Here is a 16628-nt window from a genome sequence, read left to right as displayed (position 1 = left end):
CAAGGCCCCTGCGACCTGTGGGGATGTCCTCTAGCGCGGGACTGGCGGCTCCTTACGTCCGGGAGCAAGGGCATCTCATGATCTGGCCTCCTGAGCACCGTTACCGGTGGGCGGGTGGAGGCAGCGCTGGCTGACGAGACCTGCGCCTGAAGATCCTGAGCCATGTGCAAGCAGCAATGCGATGACCGGGGCATGCCTGACTGTCAGTCAGGTGCAGTCCATTCCTTGGTCTGCGGCACCATCATCTACAGCGCTGTTGCTGGTGACATCGGCATTTGTCACGCCGATTGTCACGAGTGGGAATGCCGCAAAGCCATGTGCGATAAGGGCTGCAGCAGTTGTAGAAGTGCCCGTCTCTTTCCAGAAGAAAGAGACGGGCACAGGTTGGCGCAGTAGTCGGCCAAGCGGATAGGTTGCTGCAGGGCAGCGAGTTACGGTGTGTCTGGCGCACGAGCGCTATAGGTATAAGAGCATCCATCACCGGGGAGGTGACCGGGTGAGCTGCCGGATGCGAATCGCCCTTGGGGAGAACCACCGCGGGAGCGGCGTGACCTTTAAGGTTCGGGTCACCTGGGTTGCTGTCATCGACAGCCTTTGCACGGCCAGTTCTACGCCTGTGGATAAACCCGGTCAAGGGCCGAAATTAAGCGCCCTTGAGTACGTGAAAAGCGGTTATCCATCGGTGGAATTACTTGGTAAATCCCGGACAACGTCTTGAGTTTTAGCTCTTCAAAGTGAGGTCCATCCAAACAGGGCGGCTTTGCAGCCCTGTTTGAATGGACCCGCGTTGAGAAGCAGATAAGCGAGGCTGCTTGCCCCGAATCTTGGACGTTCAGTTGTTTCCGCAATTCTTGCGCCGTACAGAGTTAGCGGATCGGTACCACGTTCTTATCTCTGACTTGACCGTATGCAGAGGCAAGCAGGCTGCCGGTGGCGGCTTTCTGGATGTACTCACTCCACCAGGCCATCATCGGTCGCCTGCGTTCAATGTAGTCGGCTCGGTTGTAGGCGCTACGCACCTCATCCTTGTCGACATGCGCCAGTGCGACCTCAATGAGTTCGGGGTCCCACCCATGTTCATTCAAGATGGTGCTGGCCATCGAGCGCATGCCGTGGCTGACCAACCGATCCTGGAAGCCCATACGTTTCAACGCCATGTTGGCGGTCTGGCTATTGGCGTGGGTGCGCGGATTTCTGTCTGCCGGGAAGACGTATTCGCGATGGCCGCTGTGAGGCTTGAGTGACTCCAACAGGGCGACAGCGTGATCACTCAACGGGATGCTATGCGGACGGCGCTTCTTCATTCGCTCCGGTGGGATAGTCCAGACACGCCGCTCAAAGTCGATGTCCGTCCAGCGAGTAGTCGCCGCCTCGGCGGGGCGAGTCATCGTGTGCAACTGCCATTCGATCAGGCAGCGGGTGGTGCGCTTGATGCTGGCGTTCGCGATCTCCAGCATGAGCTCGGGGAGCTCTTCGGGCGGAAGCGCAGCCATGTTCTCTTTCTTGGGCTTCTTGAATACTGCCCTGATCCCACTGAGCGGGTTGGCGAAGATCAGGCCGGAGTTTACGCCGTAGGTCATGATCTCGTTTAGCCGCTGGCTAAGACGTTTGACCGTCTCCAGGCTGCCTTTCGCTTCGATTGGACGAAGCAATGCGATCACCATCGGCGCGGTGATTTTCGCGAGTGGTGTCGTCTTCAAATCGGGGAGCAAGTGCAGTGTGAGCGACCGCCAGATGTCCTCGGCGTAGGCCGGGGTGACCGAGTCTTTCTTGAGCTCGAACCAGGCGGTGGCCACGTTCTCGAAGGTTTGTTCCGTTTCTGCGCGTTTGGCTTCATTCAGCGTATTGCGCTGCACCTTCGGATCGATGCCTTGGGCTAGCAGCTCGCGTGCTTCAACTGCCATCTTTCGTGCATTCGCCAGCGACAGTTCGGGATAGGTCCCGAAGCCGATGTTGATGCGCTTCTTGGTCACCGGTTCGCGGTAGTTGAAATTCCACAGCAACGAGCCGTTGCTGCGTACGCGGAGCTGCAAACCGTCACCGTCAGTGAGGACATAATCCTTGGACGCGGGTTTGACTCCCTTGAGCTGTCGATCGGAGAGGCGGAGGTTTTGAGCAGGCATGAGATTGTCCTCAAGCACTGATTCGGTATTCCAAAGATTAGCACCGGGTGAGCTGGAATACCGCCTGGAATACCCGAATGGCTGGAACTCAAAAACTCTTGAAAGACCGCAAAAGCGCTGGAGGCCGCGTATTTACTGGATCTCAGGCACAAAAAAAGACGTCCGTGGACGTCTTTTTTTGATCATTTGGTGGAGCCGGGGGGATTTGAACCCCCGTCCGCCAGTACTCCGCTGTCGGTACTACATGCTTAGCCGTGTCTATTGAGTTAATCCGCAGCCGCCCGACGGGCAGGGTGCTTTGGACGAGTTGGGTAAGTTTTAGTCGCTTTGCCCCCAACGTGCTACACGACGATCCTGTTCTGTATGACAATCACTTCGGGTTTACAGGCATCCCCTGGTGATTGCTGGAGCCGAAGCTACCAGGAGAGCGGGCTCAGCTGCTTACGCAGCGAGAGCGTAGCCCTCGTAGTTTTCGTCATTGGCAACTATAGAAAGTTGCAACAGTGGATTTACGAGTTCTGTTACCAACTCGGCATGCACCTAGAGTTTCGCTACCGGCGTCGAATCCTGATCGGCCCCACACTCAGCTCTAGCTGACGTATCTCTCGACACGTGCCGCCGAGTATACGCCTTTGCGCGGGCGGCGTCGACTGCTGGTGCCGCCGCCCGTTGCAACAGAGCGGCTCAGGCGCCGCTGCCGCCGGCCGAGCCGCTGCCTTTCTCGGTCTTTTCCAGGCGCTCCAGCACCTTGCTGGTGATGGCGATGCACTCCTTGGTGTCGCCGCTGGCCTGGGCGGCCTTGGCTTTGTCGACATGCTCGGTGAGTGCCTTGTCCAGGCCTTCGGACGTGGCGCCGGCGGTGGCCATGCTGTCGTTGATCTTCTGCAGGTTGATCGCGCAGAGGTCATCGGCAGCGAATACAGGCGAGGCCAGCAGGGTGGCGGCCGCGAAGAGGGCGGAAAGCGCTGTACCTTTCATGGGTGTCTCCTGGTGAAGGCCTCTGGAAGGTGGGCCTGAAAGGTGGACTGTGGCCATTGGCCAAGGGTTCCATCGGGGTTGACCGGGCGATCCACCAAACCCGTCGCGAGTAAAGAGGGTGAGGCAACCGGTCACGCGGCAAACAACCACACAGCCTGCCCTGGCATTCGGGACTATGCTTCCCAACAGTCGTTGATCTGGATCAATCGTTCCAGATGAAACGAGTTGGCCGCCTGGCCAGAATCCCTGCGATCGAACAGAACAATTCGACAACAGCGCACTCGATTACCGTGGGGGCAGTGAGCGCGAGGGTCACGAGCCCGAACGCCCGGATTACCTGAAGAGGAAGCACTATGTTCGGTTTAGAGGCCTTGGAGCTCGCCCGAATCCAGTTTGCGTTTACCGTATCCTTCCACATCCTGTTCCCGGCCATCACCATTGGCCTGGCGAGCTACCTGGCGGTCCTCGAGGGCCTCTGGCTGAAGACCAACGACAATGTCTACCGCGACCTTTACCACTTCTGGTCGAAGATCTTTGCCGTCAACTTCGGCATGGGGGTGGTCTCGGGGCTGGTCATGGCCTACCAGTTCGGCACCAACTGGAGCCGTTTCTCCGATTTTGCCGGTGCCGTGACTGGGCCTTTGCTGACCTACGAGGTGCTGACTGCCTTCTTCCTCGAAGCGGGTTTCCTCGGGGTCATGCTGTTCGGCTGGAACCGCGTGGGGCGGGGGCTGCACTTCTTCGCCACGGTGATGGTGGCGCTCGGCACGCTGGTGTCGACCTTCTGGATCCTTGCCTCCAACAGCTGGATGCAGACGCCCCAGGGCCACGAGATCATCGATGGCCGGGTGGTGCCGGTCGACTGGCTGATGGTCATCTTCAACCCCTCGTTCCCCTACCGCCTGATGCACATGGCCACCGCTGCGTTCGTGGCCACGGCGTTCTTCGTCGGTGCGTCGGCGGCCTGGCATCTGCTGCGCGGGCGGGATAATCCGGCGGTGCGCAAGATGCTGTCGATGGCCATGTGGATGGCGCTGATTGTCGCGCCGATCCAGGCGGTGATCGGCGACTTCCACGGCCTGAACACGCTCAAGCACCAGCCGGTGAAGATCGCCGCCATCGAGGGCCACTGGGAGAACAAGCCCGGCGAGCCGACGCCGCTGATCCTGTTCGGCATTCCCGATATGAAAGCCGAGACCACGCGCTTCAAGGTGGAGATTCCGGCGTTGGGCAGCTTGATCCTGACCCACAGCCTCGACAAGCAAGTGCCGGCGATGAAGGAGTTCCCGCCTGAAGACCGGCCGAATTCGACCATCGTGTTCTGGTCGTTCCGGGTCATGGTCGGGCTGGGCTTCCTGATGATCTTCGTCGGCCTGTGGAGCCTGTGGCTGCGCAAGCGCGGCACGCTCTATACCTCGCGGCCGTTCCTCCATCTCACGCTGTGGATGGGGCCGTCGGGGTTGATTGCGATTCTTGCGGGCTGGTTCACCACCGAGATCGGTCGTCAGCCGTGGGTGGTGTATGGGCTGATGCGCACGGCGGACGGGGTGTCGAACCACAGCTACGGGCAGCTCGGCTTCACCCTGGTGATGTTCGTGGTGGTGTACTTCGCGCTGTTTGGTACCGGTCTGGGCTACATGATGCGCCTGGTGCGCAAAGGGCCGCACACCGGGGAGGGCGACGCACAGCCGCCGGGCGGTCCGGGGCAGAAACGCACGCCAGCGCGGCCGTTGTCGGCTGCCGACGATGGTGGCGCGGACCACGATACTGCCAGCCTGAACAAGGGGAACTGAGCCATGGGTATCGATCTTCCGCTGATCTGGGCCGTGATCATCATCTTCGGGGTGATGATGTACGTGGTCATGGATGGCTTCGACCTGGGAATCGGCATGCTCTTCCCCTTCGTCAAGGGCGAACGTGACCGTGATGTGATGATGAACACCGTCGCGCCGGTGTGGGACGGCAACGAGACCTGGCTGGTGCTGGGCGGTGCGGGGCTGTTCGGGGCTTTCCCGATGGCCTATTCGGTGGTGCTTGAGGCGCTGTACCTGCCGCTGATCCTGATGTTGGTGGGCCTGATCTTCCGTGGCGTGGCCTTCGAGTTCCGCTTCAAGGCCAAGGACGACAAGCGCCACCTGTGGGACAAGGCGTTCATCTGGGGTTCGCTGGTGGCCACTTTCTTCCAGGGCGTGGCGCTGGGGGCCTTCATCGAGGGCTTCAAGGTGGTAGACCGCCACTACGCTGGTGGCGCATTTGACTGGCTGACGCCGTTCAGCATCTACAGCGGCCTGGGGCTGATCGTGGCCTACACGCTGCTGGGTTGCACCTGGCTGATCATGAAGACCGAAGGGCCGCTGCAGAAGCAGATGCACGACCTGGCGCGCCCGTTGGCGCTGGTGCTGCTGGTGGTGATCGGCATCGTCAGCCTGTGGACGCCGCTGGCTTATCCACAGATCGCCGATCGCTGGTTCAGCATGCCCAACCTGATCTGGTTCATGCCGGTACCGGTGTTGGTGCTGGTGACCTTCTATGGGTTGCTCAAGGCGGTGGCGCGCAATGCCAACTACACGCCGTTCCTGCTGACCTTGGTGCTGATCTTCCTGGGCTACAGCGGGTTGGGTATCAGCCTGTGGCCGAACATCATTCCGCCGTCGATCTCGATCTGGGATGCCGCTGCGCCAGCGCAGAGTCAGGGCTTCATGCTGGTGGGGACGCTGTTCATCCTGCCGTTCATCCTGGGGTACACCTTCTGGAGCTACTACGTGTTCCGCGGCAAGGTGACCCACGACGATGGCTACCACTAGGGAGTGCCGGGCGATGGATATCGAGGAGAAGAAACCGTTGTGGCAGCGTCTGGGTTGGCTGGTGCTGATCTGGGCGTTGAGTGTCGCGGCGCTGGGGATCGTGGCCTATGGCATGCGCATGTTCATGAGTGCGGCGGGATTGAGTACGCATTGAGCCGGGTAGGACCACGTTCCTTGTTCAAAATCTAAAGGCCAGCCCAGCCCTTGTGGGAGCGGGCTGGTCCCGCGATCACCGGCGCAGCCGGTGCCAGGCACCGCAGTGCCCTTTTCGCGGGACCAGTCGGGACGCAGAACCGCCGCTCTCACAGAGGTCACGTCCGGTTTAATGAACGCTGTTGCGGGCGATTTCCAGATCGTTCAGCAGGCCTTTGGCCAGTGCGCTGAGGTAATGCAGTGCTGTGATGGAGGCCGGGGCGGCCTGTTCCTGGTCGCTCAGGTCGCGAATGCAGCCCAGCAATACCGAGACTTCCTCCAGCACCCGCTCCGGTGACAGGCCGGGTTGCACGCGGAACATGTCCAGGAAGATTGCGACGCCTGCGGTGGTGTAGTCGTTGGGGTAATCACTCATGGTCGAGCCCTCGCATCTACGGGGCTGGGGATGAAGCGGGGTGGGTCGGGGACGATTTTTTTCATGGCGAATATCCAGTATCGATAGATGAAACCGCCGTTCATCCTTCTCACCAGATGAGGGTGGCAGCCGCGTATGGGGTGAGAAAACCGAGGACACTGGAACCCGGCCAGACCGAAGTCTGCCCATACACGGCCGCCATGACTGCAAGCCTGGGTCAATATCGTTCGGGTTTCTCACGCCCGGTCGCCAACTCGACGACCCAGCGACGGTATCCCTGAGACATTTCCCCGACAATCAAGACGCTTCCGCAAAATGCGTAGGATAGTTCCCAGGAAGATTTGCTTGAAGCTGGCAGGCTGCAGATTCAGAAACGTCCTATCCGGCGCCTGCATTTTTTTTGTGGGAGCGGGCTTGCCCGCGAAAAGGACACTGCGGTGCATGGCACCGGCTTCGCCGGTGATCGCGGGACAAGTCGGGACGCCGAACCGCCGCTCCCACAGGGATTGGGCTGGTCTCCAGATTTTGAGCAAGACAGTTGGCCCTACGATCACTTGCGCGCCTTGAGCACCACGAACTTCGGCGTCGCCGCGACCTGCTCCACACCGCGGAACAACCGCGACAGCTTGCTGTGATAGCCCAGGTGGCGATTGCCGACGATGTACAGCGCGCCTCCGACCACCAGCGCCTCCCGAGCCTGCTGGAACATGCGCCAGGCGAGGAAGTCGCCGACCACCTGCTGCTGGTGGAATGGCGGGTTGCACAGCACCACATCCAGCGACTGCTTCTGCTGCCCGGCCAGGCCATCATCGGCGCGAATGTCCACCGCGCGATCGCCCAGTGCCGCCTGCCAATTTTCCCGCGCCGATTGCACGGCCATGTACGACTCGTCCACCAGGGTGTAGTGCGCATCCGGGTTGACCCGTGCACTGGCGATGGCCAGCACGCCATTGCCGCATCCCAGGTCGGCGACGCGGGCGCTGCCGAGGTTGCGCGGCAGGTGCGGGAGGAAAGCGCGGGTGCCGATGTCCAGGCCTTCGCGGCAGAACACGTTGGCATGGTTGACCAGCTCCAGTGCTGGGCTGTCGAGGCGGTAGCGGGTGGGGTAGGGCGAGGTGGCGACAGGTCGCTCGCCGACCGTGGCGATCAACAGGCGTGCCTTTTTCTGCGCAAGCGACGCCTGGACCGGGCCGATGTACTGCTCCATCAGGTCGCCGGCGGCGCGGGGCAGGTGCTTGATCATCGCCCCGGCGATCACCTCGGCGCCGGGCGCCAGCTTGCCTTGCAGGCGGATCAGTTGTTCCTCGAGCAATGCGAGGGTCTTGGGCACGCGAATCAGCACACGGTCGAACGGCCCTTGCCAATGCTCGCTGGAGGGTATGAAGGGCACCGCGTCGTAGGGTTTGCTATTGCGCGCGAGGTTTTTTTCCAGGGCCAGGTGGGCCAGGTGGGAGTCGCCGCTGCTGGTCACCTGCACATGGCCGGCGAGGCTGGCCGCCAGGGCGCCGAAGCTGTCGTTGAGGATCAGCACGCGGCATGTGGTTTGCGGTGCCTGGGCGGCCAAGTGGCTCAGCAGGTACTCGTCGGCAGCGTCGAAGGCTTGCAGGGGGTCGTTGTTCTGCTCCGGTTGACGGATCAGGTCGAGTTCGGCGAATGGGCTGGTCAGCAGGGGCATGGGGGAACGGGCTCGATGCGGCTTTGCCTGCGGTGGATGATCGCAGGCGTCAAAGCGTTCGATTCTACAGGGCTTTGCCGGTAGCGGGCAGTTACTTCCAGATCAAGCCGCGAGCGGCGGCAACGGCGGCGGCAGCGGTCTTGTTGGACACGCCGAGCTTGGTGATCACACTGCGGATATGGAAGTTCACGGTACTCTGCGACAACGAGAGAATGCAGGCGATGTCCGACGCGGTCTTGCCGTCAGCGGTCCACTTGGTGACTTCCAGCTCACGGTCGGTCAGGGCAGGGGCTGGGTCCATCAGTCTGCGGTGATGTTCGCAGATCAGTTCATGCAGTACGTTGTGCAGCCAGAGCAATTGTGCGCTGTTGGTCAGGAATTCGAGCGTCGAGACCTTGTGCTCGGGGCGGGCCACGCTGAGCTGGCTGGCGTGGTTGATGTGGTCATAGAGCGATTGCGTCCACCCGTGACGCAGGCCATGGCTGCAAGCGAGGTTGCGGTATTCGGGGGCTTCGTCATAGAGCTTGTCTTCCCAGAGCACCGGGACGGTGGAGCGGCGACTGAGGGCTATGATGGGGTCTTGCTCGATGAAGTGGCGATCTGCCTGATAGTGGGCATTCCATTCCTTTGGAAAATTGTTGTACAGGATTACATGGGCACGTTGCGCGGGAACATGGAGGTGCAGGGCAAGCCCCAGGTACTCCATGTCCATCTCCTGAACGAGTGCGATGGCGTGGTCGAACATGCGTTCGGGGTGCCTTTCGCCCAGCAATATCTGGAGATTTTCCGGCTTCCAATGCGACATGTTGTTGCTCCAAGTGGATCCAAATTTTGGTGGCATCCACCCGAGTGTAGGAAAAGCTGACTAAAGCGCTGGAACTTTTTCGCTATAGCGTGTGCTATCGATATGGATTTAGTTGTACCGATTTTGTACGAGACCCTACAGCTCCTCGGTGTTCCTGGGCGTCACTTTGCGCCACACTTGGCGCATTCACCTCGGGAGTCCGTCATGACCGCCAGTGCCGACAAATTCACTTCACAAACCCTGCTCGATGTCCAACCCCTGACGCCGAACCTTTTCAGCCTGCGCGTAACCCGTGATGCGGGGTTCCGTTTCCGTGCCGGGCAGTTCGCGCGCCTTGGGGTGGCCAAGGCCGACGGCAGTGTGGTGTGGCGGGCCTACTCGATGGTCAGCGCGCCCCATGACGAGTTTCTTGATTTCTTTTCCATCGTGGTGCCGGGCGGTGAGTTCACCAGTGAGTTGAGCCGGCTGGGAGAGGGTGACACCCTGCTGATCGACCGCCAGGCCTTCGGCTACCTGACCCTGGATCGTTTCGTCGGTGGCCGCGACTTGTGGCTGCTGGCCACAGGCACCGGTATCGCCCCCTTCGTGTCGATCCTCCAGGACTTCGAGGCCTGGGAACGCTTCGACAACATCAAGCTGGTGTATTCGGTGCGCGAAGCCAAGGAGTTGGCGTACGTGGATCTGATCACCGGGCTTGAGCAGCGCGACTACCTGGCCGAGTTCGCCGGCAAGCTGCAGTTCATTCCGGTGGTTACGCGTGAGCTGCACCCTGGCGCGCTGAATGCGCGGATCACCACGCTGATCGAGAACGGCGAGCTGGAGCGGGCCGCGGGGCTTGAGTTTTCGCCGGAGCATTCGAGGATCATGCTGTGCGGCAACCCTGAAATGATCGACGAGACACGCAAGGTGCTGAAGGCGCGTGACCTGCAACTGAGCCTGAGCAAGCGGCCGGGACAGGTGGCGGTGGAGAACTACTGGTAGGAACGCTATCCGGGGCCGTATCGCGGCCCCGGAACGTTTAGGTCAGGGCTGGCGGTTCTGCGCCTTGAGCAGGTCGCGGATCTCGGTCAGCAGGGTTTCCTGCGGCGTCGGCACCGGCGGGGTGGTGGGCGCCACGGCCTCTTCGCGCTTGAGGCGGTTGATCGCCTTCACGCCCATGAAGATGGCGAAGGCCACGATCACGAAGTCGATGACGGTCTGGATGAACTTGCCGTAAGCCAGCACCACTGCCGGGATATCACCCTCTGCAGCCTTGAGCGTGATCGCCAGGTCACTGAAGTCCACCCCGCCGATCAGCAGGCCCAGTGGCGGCATGATCACGTCGCCCACGAACGACGAGACGATCTTGCCGAAGGCCGCGCCGATGATGATACCAACCGCCATGTCGACGACATTTCCCTTGACCGCGAAGGCCTTGAACTCGCTGAGCACGCCCATGTTTTATTCCTTTGTAACAAATGGTGAGGTAAACGCAGTGTAAGCCACTAAAACGCTTCATGCGCTGCATTCAGGGCTACAGACTGCCATTAGAACGAATAGTTTTGTCGCACGCAGCAGCGCCCGAGGCACATCGGGCTTGGGCTATCATGGCGGTCTTTGCCCAGGAGACTGACCCGATGGCCAAGGCCAAGCGCTTGTATGGCTGCACCGAGTGCGGCGCGACCTTTCCCAAATGGGCCGGCCAGTGTGGCGAATGCGGCGCCTGGAACACCCTGGTCGAGACCATGATCGAAAGCGGCGGCGCTGCAGCGCCTGCCGGGCGTGCGGGCTGGACCGGGCAGCAGGCGCAGATCAAGACCCTGGCCGAGGTGAGTGTCGAGGAGATCCCGCGCTTCACCACCAGCAGCACCGAGCTCGACCGTGTGCTCGGCGGCGGCCTGGTCGATGGTTCGGTGGTGCTGATTGGCGGTGACCCGGGTATCGGCAAGTCCACCATCCTGCTGCAGACCCTGTGCAACATCGCCACGCAGATGCCTGCGCTTTACGTCACAGGCGAGGAGTCGCAGCAGCAGGTGGCCATGCGTTCGCGGCGCCTGGGCCTGCCCCAGGACCAGCTCAAGGTGATGACCGAAACCTGCATCGAAACCATCATCGCCACGGCGCGGGTGGAAAAGCCGCGGGTGATGGTGATCGACTCGATCCAGACCATCTTCACCGAACAGCTGCAATCGGCTCCCGGTGGCGTGGCCCAGGTGCGCGAGAGCACGGCGCTGCTGGTGCGTTACGCCAAGCAGAGCGGCACGGCGATCTTCCTGGTTGGCCACGTGACCAAGGAGGGCTCGCTGGCAGGCCCGCGGGTACTCGAGCATATGGTCGACACCGTGCTGTATTTCGAGGGCGAATCGGACGGACGCCTGCGCCTGCTGCGAGCGGTGAAGAACCGTTTCGGCGCGGTCAATGAACTGGGTGTGTTCGGCATGACCGACCGTGGCCTGAAGGAGGTCTCCAACCCTTCGGCGATCTTCCTCAACCGCACCCAGGAAGAGGTGCCGGGCAGCGTGGTGATGGCCACCTGGGAGGGCACCCGACCGATGCTGGTCGAGGTGCAGGCGCTGGTCGATGACAGCCACCTGGCCAACCCGCGGCGGGTCACCCTCGGCCTGGACCAGAACCGCCTGGCGATGTTGCTGGCGGTGTTGCACCGCCACGGCGGCATTCCCACCCATGATCAGGACGTGTTCCTCAACGTGGTCGGCGGGGTCAAGGTGCTCGAGACCGCCTCCGACCTGGCGCTGCTCGCAGCGGTAATGTCGAGCCTGCGCAACCGCCCGTTGGCCCATGGCCTGCTGGTGTTCGGCGAGATCGGTCTTTCTGGCGAGGTGCGTCCGGTGCCCAGCGGCCAGGAGCGCCTGAAGGAGGCGGCCAAGCATGGCTTCAAGCGCGCCATCGTGCCCAAGGGCAACGCCCCCAAGGAACCGCCAGCAGGCTTGCAGGTGATTGCGGTGACGCGTCTGGAGCAGGCCCTGGACGCACTGTTCGAGTGATCGCACTTCTTGCAAGTGATTCTCAGTAGCGAGTAGCATTCCGCCACCTTGCGACCACCAGCTGGAGTGCGTGTGGCGGAGTCCGACCTCAAGCGCTTGTTCATCAAGCATGCGAAAACCCTGCAGGGGCTGCTGACGCGCAAGGTGCGCGATCCGCAGCTCGCTGCCGATCTGGTGCAGGAAAGTTTCCTGCGCCTGGCCGAACAGCAGCGCCAGGAAACCATCGAAAACACGCCGGGCTACCTGTACCGCACGGCGCACAACCTGATGATCGACCACCTGCGCCAGCAGCAGCGGCGCAAGACCGACCCGGTACCCCACGAGGCTCTCGAAGGCATCGTCGAAGAACGCCCAGGGCTTGAGGAGCAGGCGGCGCGCGAGCAGCATCTGCGGCGCCTGCAAACCATGCTCGAAGAGCTTCCCGAGCGCACCCAGCAGGTGTTCCGCCTCAACCGCCTGGAAGGCATGACCCACGCCGAGGTCGCCCGCCACCTGGGGATTTCCGACAGCTCCGTGCAGAAGCATCTGGCCAAGGCCCTGGCCTATGTGATGCAGTGCCTGCAGGACGGTGGATGACGAGCGGTTTACTGACAATTGCCCCTTCAGACGTCAGCCCAGACATAACCAGATCGCGAGAGAACCGTGTGAGCAGCGAGAACCAGCCCGAGCAAGCGATTCGCGAGCAGGCCGCCGAGTGGGCGGTGCGCGACAGTGCCGGCCCCTTGTGCGATGAGCAGCAGCGGGCGCTGGAGCAGTGGTGCGCCGCCGATCCGCGGCATGCCCAGGCCTATGAGTTCGCCCGCACGACCTGGGCTGACCTGGGCTCCTTGGCGCAGATCGCGCCGCCTGTGCGCCGCGCATCGCCCTCCACCCTGGCCCGGCCAGTGCCTCGACGTTCGCGCCTGCGCCGGGCGATGACCGCAGTAGCTGCGCTGCTGGTGGTGGCGTTTGGCGTCGCGCAGGCGCCGCAGTTGCTGCTGGACTGGCGTGCCGACTACATCACCGTGGCCGGCGAAGTACGCCGCGTGACGTTGCCCGATGGCAGCCTGGTCGACCTGGACAGCCGCAGCGCCATCACCCTGGCCTTCGACGACCGCGAGCGACGTGTGCACCTGCTGGCGGGGGAGGCGGTGTTCAGCGCCGCGCCGGTGTCGGCGCACGAGCGCAGACCTTTCGTGGTCGAGTATGCCGGGGCGACCACTCGCGCGCTGGGCACGCGCTTCGTGGTGGGGCAGGCGGGCGAGGGCGGTTGGGTCGGGATGCTCGAGCATCGCGTGGCCGTCGATCTGCTGACGCCGCCAGCGCGTGGCCGTGCCGATCAGGTGGTCGAACAGGGGCAGAGCGTGCGTTATGACCACGTCAGTGGTGTGCGGCCCTGGCCGGAGCAGAATCTGCAGCGCGCCACCGACTGGGAGCGTGGCGTGCTGGTGTTCGAGCGTCAGCCGCTGGCCGAGGTGGTGGCGCGGCTCAACCGCTATCGTCCGGGGCGCTTGATGGTGGTGGATTCGCAGTTGGCGCAGCGCGAGGTAAGCGGGGTGTTTCGTCTGGACCAACTGGCGGCGGTTGGTGGGGTGTTGAGCGATGAGCTGCAGGCGCAGCGGCTCGAGCTGCCTGGGTTGACCTTGATCTACTGATCTTTGCTCGGTGGTGTTCTTTTCGCGGGCAAGCCCGCTCCTACAGGTACTCCACTGATTTTTGTAGGAGCGGGCTTGCCCGCGAAAAGAACACCGCCGTGTATGGCACCGGCCATGCCGGTGATCGCGCCTCACTCCAGCCCCCGCAAAATCTTTTTTCATTTCCCCTTACTGACTTTTCCACCCCCGCACGTCTGATTGTTGAGATTGATTTTCATTACTAGAAAACGCCAACAACAGACGAGCCTTCGCAGTGACCACGCCACGACAACAGACCCTTCGACCTTTCGGTCGCCTCGCCCTGGCCAGCAGCCTGGTCCTGGGCACCTGTGCCATGCCGATGGGGATCGGCATGGCGCACGCCGCGCCAGCGACCAATGCCGCCAGCCGCCAGATGATCCAGTTCGACATCCCGGCCCAGGCCCTCGACAGTGCCGTACTGGCCTACGCCGAGCAGTCGGGCGTGCAGGTGTTCTTCGACAGCCGCAAGCTGGCCGGGCTCAACAGCGCCGGCCTGCACGGCGCGCATGCCGCTGAAGACGGCCTGCGCCAACTGCTGCAGGGCACCCCGGTGCGCTATCGCTTCAGTGCGGCCGGCCAGGTAGGGCTGGAGCGGGTGGAGGCCGATGGCCAGGCGCTGGAGCTGGGGGCTACTCATGTCGAGTCGACCCGTGACGGCGACTGGGTCTACATGACCCCGCGCTCGGTCAGCGTCGTCACCCGCAAGCAGATCGACCAGCGCCCGCCGCGCCACGCCGCCGACATGCTCGAGCAGACCGCCGGGGTATACACCGCGGTCAACCAGCGCGACCCCGGGCTCTCGGTGAACATTCGCGGCGTGCAGGACTATGGCCGGGTCAACATGAACATCGATGGCATGCGCCAGAACTTCAGCGTCAATGGCCACCAGCAGCGCAACGGCGTGATGTTCATCGACCCCGAGTTCGTGCAGAACGTCGAGATCGACAAAGGCACCTCCGCCGGTATGGGCGGCGCCGGGGTGATCGGCGGGATCGCCAGCTTCGCCACCCTCGACGCCCGCGACCTGCTCGCCCCTGGCAAGGAAGTCGGCGGCCGCCTGCGTGCCGGGCACGGTATCGGCGAGCTGGGCAACGGCACCTACTTCAACGGCAGTGCGCTGTTCGCCGTGGGCAACGAAGTCGGCGACATCCTGGTCGGCCACAGCGAGCGGCATTTCGGCGACTACCGCAGCGGCACGCAGAACGCCGGCAACCTCGGCACCCAGATGCGCGGCAAGCTCGAAGACCGTCAGGCCTGGAAGAGCTGGCTCAACGGCGAAGTCGGCGGCATGGGCAGCGTGACCCGCTCGCAGATCTTCAAGCTCGGCCTGAACCTGCCCGATGAGCAGCGTCTGCAGTTCAGCTACTTCGAGACCGACACCGACAGCAAGGACGCCTGGACGGTAAAGGACGCCGGCAGCCACGACTACTACTACCGCGTCACCGGCACCAACGACATCAACGCAAGGAACGCGGCCCTGGACTACAGCTTCAACCCCAACGAGCTGATCGACTTCAAGGCCAAGCTTTACTACGTCACCACACGCCAGGATCGCTGGAACGCCAACAACGCCTCTTCCGAGAACAGCGGCAACCGTGTCGAGGACTACACCGATCGCTACCAGACCGACACCTGGGGCCTGCAACTGCAGAACACCTCGCGCTGGCACCTGTTCCAGGCCGACAGCCTCACATTCAACTATGGCAGCGAGGCTTTCCAGGATACCTTCCGCCCCAGCACCAACCGTATCGCCGCGGTCAACGAGACCGAGTCGCTGCCGTACGTGCAGGGCGCGAACCCCAAGGGCAAGCGGGTCATGGCCAGCCTGTTCGGCAACCTCAGCTACGAGCATGACGACTGGCTGGTGGTCGATGCCGGGCTGCGCTATGACCGCTATCGCCTGACCGGCAAGACCGGCGTCACGACCTGGATGTACCCCGAGGGTGTCACCGAGACCAACCTGCGCCGTCAGCGCACCGACCTGTTGTTCGAGGAAGACCGCGAAGAAGGCCGCTTCTCACCGACCTTCGGTATCGCCGTGAAGCCGGGGCTGGAGTGGCTGCAGGTCTACACCCGCTGGGGCCGTGGCTGGCGTCCGCCGGCGGTGACCGAGGCGTACATGAGCGGCCGCCCGCATGGCGGGGGCAACGAGATGGTCTATCCCAACCCCTTCCTCAAGGCCGAGGAATCGCACAACTGGGAGCTGGGGCTGAATATCTTCAAGGAGTCGCTGCTGCGCAGTGGCGACCGCTTCGCCGCCAAGATCGCCTACTTCGACACCCGTATCGACAATTTCTCGTTTCTCGACACCAACGCCAGCCTGCCGGGCTCCAGCGTATCGGGCATCGCCCTGGGCCGCTCGGTGTACCAGAACAACCTCGAGACCACACAGTTTCGTGGTGTGGAATACAGCCTCGACTACGACGCCGGCGATTACTACGGCCAGCTCAGCTACACCCACATGATCGGCAGCAACGACTTCTGCTCCAACCAGTTCTACCTCGGCGGCGCCCAGCAACTGGTCAGCGCCGGGACCGTGCTGCGCCCGGTGCAGGTCGGCAGCCGCATCATCATGCTGCCGGTGCGGGTCTCGCGCGCCGAGGCCAATGCCACCGAGAACAACCGCGTCAGTTGCGGCGACATCATGGGCAACGCCTCCTATATGCCGGCCGACCGTGGCTCGCTGACCCTGGGCATGCGTTTTCTCGACAAGACCCTGGATGTCGGCATGCGCCTGCGCTACAGCGAGGGCAACGGCAAGAACCTCGACACCCACGGCTACAGCCAGATCGACCAGGCCATGTGGCCCAAATACAAGGTCTACGACCTGTACGCCAGCTACTGGATGACCCCCAGCCTGAACCTTGCGCTGTCGTTGGAGAACGCCACCGACGAGGCCTATTTCGTCGCCATGGGCGACGTCAACAACCTGTCCCTGGCCCGCGGCCGGACCCTGAGCGGCATGCTCGAATACCGATTCTGAAACACCTGCGTTCGCCCACTCCGGGCAACACGAGGGCAAGACGCCTTCGTTCA

Annotated in this window: 14 protein-coding genes and 1 other RNA gene; 8 read left to right on the top strand and 7 right to left on the bottom strand. The window is 62.6% G+C overall.

What is annotated here, in order from left to right; all coding sequences use genetic code 11:
• Nucleotides 1-866: 866 nt before the first annotated feature.
• The 3 genes from F6X62_RS22435 to F6X62_RS22425 all read right to left on the bottom strand — a co-directional run bounded on the left by F6X62_RS22435 (nucleotide 867) and on the right by F6X62_RS22425 (nucleotide 3101).
• Complete coding sequence (locus F6X62_RS22435) at nucleotides 867-2123, bottom strand: integrase domain-containing protein (RefSeq protein WP_153774745.1); 1257 nt, start codon at nucleotides 2121-2123, stop codon at nucleotides 867-869.
• Between the two features lie 187 nt (nucleotides 2124-2310).
• Nucleotides 2311-2702, bottom strand: a transfer-messenger RNA (tmRNA) gene (gene ssrA, locus F6X62_RS22430).
• A 105-nt stretch (nucleotides 2703-2807) separates the two neighbouring features.
• On the bottom strand, nucleotides 2808-3101 hold the full coding sequence (locus F6X62_RS22425; RefSeq protein WP_063546147.1) for a hypothetical protein: 294 nt from the start codon (nucleotides 3099-3101) through the stop codon (nucleotides 2808-2810).
• Nucleotides 3102-3454: 353 nt separating this feature from the next.
• Between F6X62_RS22425 and F6X62_RS22420 the strand changes: the two genes are divergently transcribed.
• Genes F6X62_RS22420 through F6X62_RS22410 form a run of 3 tightly spaced genes read left to right on the top strand, consistent with a single transcriptional unit; the run spans nucleotide 3455 to nucleotide 6059 of the window.
• Nucleotides 3455-4894 (top strand): cytochrome ubiquinol oxidase subunit I, encoded by a 1440-nt coding sequence (locus F6X62_RS22420; protein ID WP_054894033.1) that lies wholly within the window; start codon nucleotides 3455-3457, stop codon nucleotides 4892-4894.
• Nucleotides 4895-4897: 3 nt separating this feature from the next.
• On the top strand, nucleotides 4898-5905 hold the full coding sequence (cydB, locus tag F6X62_RS22415) for a cytochrome d ubiquinol oxidase subunit II (RefSeq protein WP_054894034.1): 1008 nt from the start codon (nucleotides 4898-4900) through the stop codon (nucleotides 5903-5905).
• A 13-nt stretch (nucleotides 5906-5918) separates the two neighbouring features.
• Nucleotides 5919-6059: a DUF2474 domain-containing protein gene (locus tag F6X62_RS22410; RefSeq protein ID WP_063546145.1), complete on the top strand. Its 141-nt coding sequence runs from the start codon at nucleotides 5919-5921 to the stop codon at nucleotides 6057-6059.
• Nucleotides 6060-6227: 168 nt separating this feature from the next.
• Here the strand turns inward: F6X62_RS22410 and F6X62_RS22405 are convergent, their stop codons facing one another.
• The 3 genes from F6X62_RS22405 to F6X62_RS22395 all read right to left on the bottom strand — a co-directional run bounded on the left by F6X62_RS22405 (nucleotide 6228) and on the right by F6X62_RS22395 (nucleotide 8953).
• Nucleotides 6228-6473, bottom strand: a complete 246-nt coding sequence (locus F6X62_RS22405) for a DUF3077 domain-containing protein (protein WP_153774744.1) — start codon at nucleotides 6471-6473, stop codon at nucleotides 6228-6230.
• A gap of 550 nt (nucleotides 6474-7023) precedes the next feature.
• Nucleotides 7024-8148: a methyltransferase gene (locus tag F6X62_RS22400; protein WP_153774743.1), complete on the bottom strand. Its 1125-nt coding sequence runs from the start codon at nucleotides 8146-8148 to the stop codon at nucleotides 7024-7026.
• 91 nt (nucleotides 8149-8239) lie between these two features.
• Complete coding sequence (locus tag F6X62_RS22395) at nucleotides 8240-8953, bottom strand: autoinducer binding domain-containing protein (protein WP_153774742.1); 714 nt, start codon at nucleotides 8951-8953, stop codon at nucleotides 8240-8242.
• 204 nt (nucleotides 8954-9157) lie between these two features.
• Here F6X62_RS22395 and F6X62_RS22390 point away from each other — a divergent pair, with 204 nt between their 5' ends.
• Nucleotides 9158-9934 (top strand): ferredoxin--NADP reductase, encoded by a 777-nt coding sequence (locus F6X62_RS22390; protein ID WP_153774741.1) that lies wholly within the window; start codon nucleotides 9158-9160, stop codon nucleotides 9932-9934.
• A 42-nt stretch (nucleotides 9935-9976) separates the two neighbouring features.
• Here the strand turns inward: F6X62_RS22390 and mscL are convergent, their stop codons facing one another.
• Nucleotides 9977-10390 carry a large-conductance mechanosensitive channel protein MscL gene (mscL, locus tag F6X62_RS22385; protein WP_054894040.1) on the bottom strand — a complete coding sequence of 138 codons (414 nt, stop codon included), beginning with the start codon at nucleotides 10388-10390 and terminating at the stop codon, nucleotides 9977-9979.
• Nucleotides 10391-10569: 179 nt separating this feature from the next.
• Here mscL and radA point away from each other — a divergent pair, with 179 nt between their 5' ends.
• The 4 genes from radA to F6X62_RS22365 all read left to right on the top strand — a co-directional run bounded on the left by radA (nucleotide 10570) and on the right by F6X62_RS22365 (nucleotide 16575).
• A complete protein-coding gene (radA, locus tag F6X62_RS22380; protein WP_054894041.1) occupies nucleotides 10570-11937 on the top strand; it encodes a DNA repair protein RadA in 1368 nt (455 codons plus the stop codon).
• 72 nt (nucleotides 11938-12009) lie between these two features.
• Nucleotides 12010-12513 carry an RNA polymerase sigma factor gene (locus F6X62_RS22375; RefSeq protein WP_063546141.1) on the top strand — a complete coding sequence of 168 codons (504 nt, stop codon included), beginning with the start codon at nucleotides 12010-12012 and terminating at the stop codon, nucleotides 12511-12513.
• Between the two features lie 68 nt (nucleotides 12514-12581).
• Nucleotides 12582-13571: a FecR domain-containing protein gene (locus tag F6X62_RS22370; protein WP_153774740.1), complete on the top strand. Its 990-nt coding sequence runs from the start codon at nucleotides 12582-12584 to the stop codon at nucleotides 13569-13571.
• A gap of 334 nt (nucleotides 13572-13905) precedes the next feature.
• Nucleotides 13906-16575, top strand: a complete 2670-nt coding sequence (locus F6X62_RS22365) for a TonB-dependent receptor (RefSeq protein WP_178117582.1) — start codon at nucleotides 13906-13908, stop codon at nucleotides 16573-16575.
• Nucleotides 16576-16628 lie beyond the last annotated feature (53 nt).

It is taken from the genome of Pseudomonas sp. MNR3A (assembly GCF_009650575.1).
Classification (GTDB): domain Bacteria; phylum Pseudomonadota; class Gammaproteobacteria; order Pseudomonadales; family Pseudomonadaceae; genus Aquipseudomonas; species Aquipseudomonas machongensis.
The sequence above is the reverse complement of the archived record's forward strand: the minus strand, read 5'-3'. Positions and strand labels throughout refer to the sequence as shown.